Source organism: Streptomyces sp. WELS2, from assembly GCF_013870595.1.
Taxonomy (GTDB): Bacteria; Actinomycetota; Actinomycetes; order Streptomycetales; family Streptomycetaceae; genus Streptomyces.
On sequence record NZ_JACBWZ010000708.1, the window covers coordinates 1 to 3269 of the forward strand.

The window sequence follows — 3269 nt, forward strand, 5'->3', positions numbered from 1 at the left end:
CCCGACCCGTACGGCCGGGCCACCGAACTCGTCCTGGCCGCACGGAAGTTATGGAACTCATGGACCCCCGAGGGGAAGCCCCGGCCGTTCGCCCACCGGGGCCGGCACTTCGACATCGCGGGCGAGTTCGGGCTGCCCCGCTCGCCCCAGGGCCACCCCGTGGTGATCCGGTCCGGGGAGTCCGAGCGGGCCCGGGAGCCGGCCGCGGCCTGGGCCGACGTGCTCCTCGTCCGGCACGCCCCGCCACAGCCGGCCCGTGCCCGCTACGCCGATGTCAAACGGCGGCTCGCGGCCTACGGCCGGGCCCCCGGGGACCTGAAGGTGATGTCCCGGATCACCGTCGTCCTCGGGGACACCGCGGCCGAGGCGCAGGAGCGGGCCGCCGGGATCCGACGGCGGCTGATCACCGGGCGCCACGCGCTGTGCGCGGTGGAGCGGATCTGGGGAACGGACCTGTCCGGATACGACCCCGACGGCCCGCTGCCCCGGACCGAACCCCGCGCCCGGGACCGCCGTACGCTCGCGCTCGCCGCGCGCTGGCGGGCGCTGGCCGAGGAGAAGGGGCTCTCCCTGCGGGAGACCGTGATCGAGGCGAGCGGCCGGCAGTCCTTCGTCGGCACGCCCGGCACGGTCGCCGCCGATCTGCACCGGTACGCCGAGGAGGGGGCCGCCGACGGCTTCCTCGTGGCCCCGCAGCTCCCGGACGGGCTGGAGGAGTTCGTGGACCGGGTGGTGCCGCTGCTCCAGGAGCGCCGCGCCTTCCGCACGGAATACCGGGGCGGCACGCTCCGCTCCCATCTCGGGGTGCCGGGACGGGCGCCGGACGACGACGGATGACAGACGACGGATGAACACGAGGAAAGGAACCGACGAGATGACGACGGACGCGTCCGACGCCTGGAAGCAGTGGCACGAGGAGCGGGTGGAGAGCGTCTCGGCGCCCTACGGCCCGCTCGCGCTGACCGCGACGCACTGGATCGAGGACTATCCGGACGGTCGACTTCCGGACATTCCCGGGACGTGGGCGGCGGAGCCGGACGGGGTGGTCCTCACCGCCGCCGGGGCCGACGGCCTGACCGTGGACGGCCGGCCCCTCGCCGGCGAGACCAGGCTGACCGCCGACAGCGGCCCGGAGGCCGCGGCCCGGGTCGCGCTGGGCGGGAAGCGGCTGGTCGTCCTGGTGCGCGAGGGCGTGTGGGGGGTACGGGTGTACGACCCCTCCTCCGCCGCCCGGCGGGCCTTCCGGGGCATCGAGGCCGGCCCCTACGACCCCCGCTGGTCGGTGCCGGGCCGGTTCACGCCGTACGACTCCACCCGCACCATCCGGCTCGGCAACGCCGACGGCCGCGAGCGCGGCTTCGACCTCGCCGGTGAGCTGGTCTTCCCGCTGGCCGGCCGGGAGCGGACGCTGAAGGTCGCGCGGCGGCCGGACGGCGGCCTGTGGGCGGTGTTCGCCGACGCCACCAGCGGCGACACCAGCTTCCGGTTCCGCTTCCTCTTCGCGGCGGCGCCGGATGCCGAGGGGCGGGTGACCGTCGACTTCAACCGCGCACAGCTCCCGCCGTGCGCCTTCGCCGGCCACTTCATCTGCCCCCTGCCGGCCCCCGGCAACACGCTGGACGTGGCGGTGGAGGCGGGGGAGCGCCGGCTGAGCTGAGCCGCGGCGCGCCGGCCGGCCTCGCGCGCAGGGCGTGGGGCCGGTCCGGTGGCGTCCGGGAGGCATTCGGGTGGTTCCGGTCCGACGGCCGAAAGGCACCCTTGTCCGACCGGCCGTTCGGCCGAATACTCCACCCCAGCGCTTGTCAGGGGCATGTACATCGCGATCCGGTCGGGCTCCTGGCTGCGCCTCACGGGCCCCGACCCCACGCGGGCCCCCGACTTCCCTTGGAGGGGAACGAAAAGTGAGGATCAAGCGCACCACTCCCCGCGGCGGCACGGCGAGACGGACCCGACTGACGGCCGTGGCCGCGGGCTTCCTCGCCGCGGCGGCGTTCGCCGCCCCCACCGCGAACGCCAGTGACGCCCACACCTTCAGCGCCGCCCAGCTCACCCGGGCGAGCGACTCCGTCCTCAAGGCCGACGTCCCCGGCACGGCCTGGGCGGTGGACGCCAAGACCGACCGCGTCGTCGTCACCGTCGACAGCACGGTGTCCCCGGCCGAGATCGCCAAGATCAAGAAGCAGGCCGGGGCCGGCGCGGACGCCCTCGTGATCAAGCACACGCCGGGCAGGTTCAACAAGCTGATCTCCGGCGGCGACGCCATCTACGCGAGCAGCTGGCGCTGCTCGCTGGGCTTCAACGTCCAGGACTCCAGCGGCAACTACTACTTCCTCACCGCCGGGCACTGCACCGACGGCGCGGGCACCTGGTGGTCGGACTCCTCGCACACCACCACGCTCGGCACCACGGCCGGGTCCAGCTTCCCCGGCAACGACTACGGCATCGTGCGCTACACCAACAGCTCGGTGACCAAGTCGGGCGCCGTGGGCAGCCAGGACATCACCAGCGCGGCCACGCCGTCGGTGGGCACGACCGTCTACCGGCGCGGATCCACGACCGGTACGCACAGCGGCCGGGTCACCGCGCTCAACGCCACGGTCAACTACGGCGGCGGCGACATCGTCTCCGGCCTGATCCAGACCACCGTGTGCGCCGAGCCCGGCGACTCCGGCGGCCCGCTGTACGGCGGCACCACCGCCTACGGCCTGACCTCCGGCGGCAGCGGCGACTGCACCTCCGGCGGCACCACGTTCTTCCAGCCGGTCACCGAGGCGCTGAGCGCCTACGGGGTGCACGTCTACTGACGCGCTCCCCGCACCGGCCCGGCCCCCGCACGCCCCGGCGTGCGGGGGCCCCGTCGTCTGGTCGCGGCGCGTTTGCCCAGGTCGGAGGCGGTCGAACGGGTGTCGTACACATGTTCGGGAATGGAGGTATGGTGGGGAGAGCAGTAGGGAACTGATGTTCGAGAGTCGTTTCGGGGCTCACGTGTGCGGGAGGTGGGTGTGCCGGGCTTCGCGCATCTGCACACCGTCTCCGGGTTCTCCCTGAGGTACGGGGCGTCCCACCCGGAGCGGCTGGCCGAGCGCGCCGCGGAGCGGGGCATGGACGCCCTCGCCCTGACCGACCGCGACACCCTCGCCGGTGCGGTGCGCTTCGCCAAGGCCTGCGCCGGGGCGGGAATCCGCCCGCTGTTCGGGGTGGACCTGGCGGTGGCGCCGAGGGAGCCCGTACGCCGTGACAAGCGCCGCAGCCCGGTGCGCGGCGGTGCC

Annotated in this window: 4 protein-coding genes; all 4 read left to right on the forward strand. The window is 74.3% G+C overall.

The features are described 5' to 3' along the window. A partial coding sequence (locus tag H5J33_RS28490) for an LLM class flavin-dependent oxidoreductase (RefSeq protein ID WP_181797704.1) occupies positions 1-837 on the forward strand: 837 nt, incomplete at its 5' end. A 37-nt stretch (positions 838-874) separates the two neighbouring features. Continuing rightward, complete coding sequence (locus tag H5J33_RS28495) at positions 875-1657, forward strand: DUF1684 domain-containing protein (RefSeq protein ID WP_181797705.1); 783 nt, start codon at positions 875-877, stop codon at positions 1655-1657. Positions 1658-1901: 244 nt separating this feature from the next. Beyond that, a complete protein-coding gene (locus tag H5J33_RS28500) occupies positions 1902-2804 on the forward strand; it encodes a S1 family peptidase (RefSeq protein ID WP_181797706.1) in 903 nt (300 codons plus the stop codon). A 198-nt stretch (positions 2805-3002) separates the two neighbouring features. Then, positions 3003-3269 (forward strand): PHP domain-containing protein (locus H5J33_RS28505; RefSeq protein WP_181797707.1); only part of this gene is annotated, 267 nt, incomplete at its 3' end.

Coding starts and splice junctions, on each gene's coding strand:
- H5J33_RS28495 (WP_181797705.1), top strand. CDS start 875: ATGACGACGGACGCGTCCGACGCCTGGAAGCAGTGGCACGAGGAGCGG.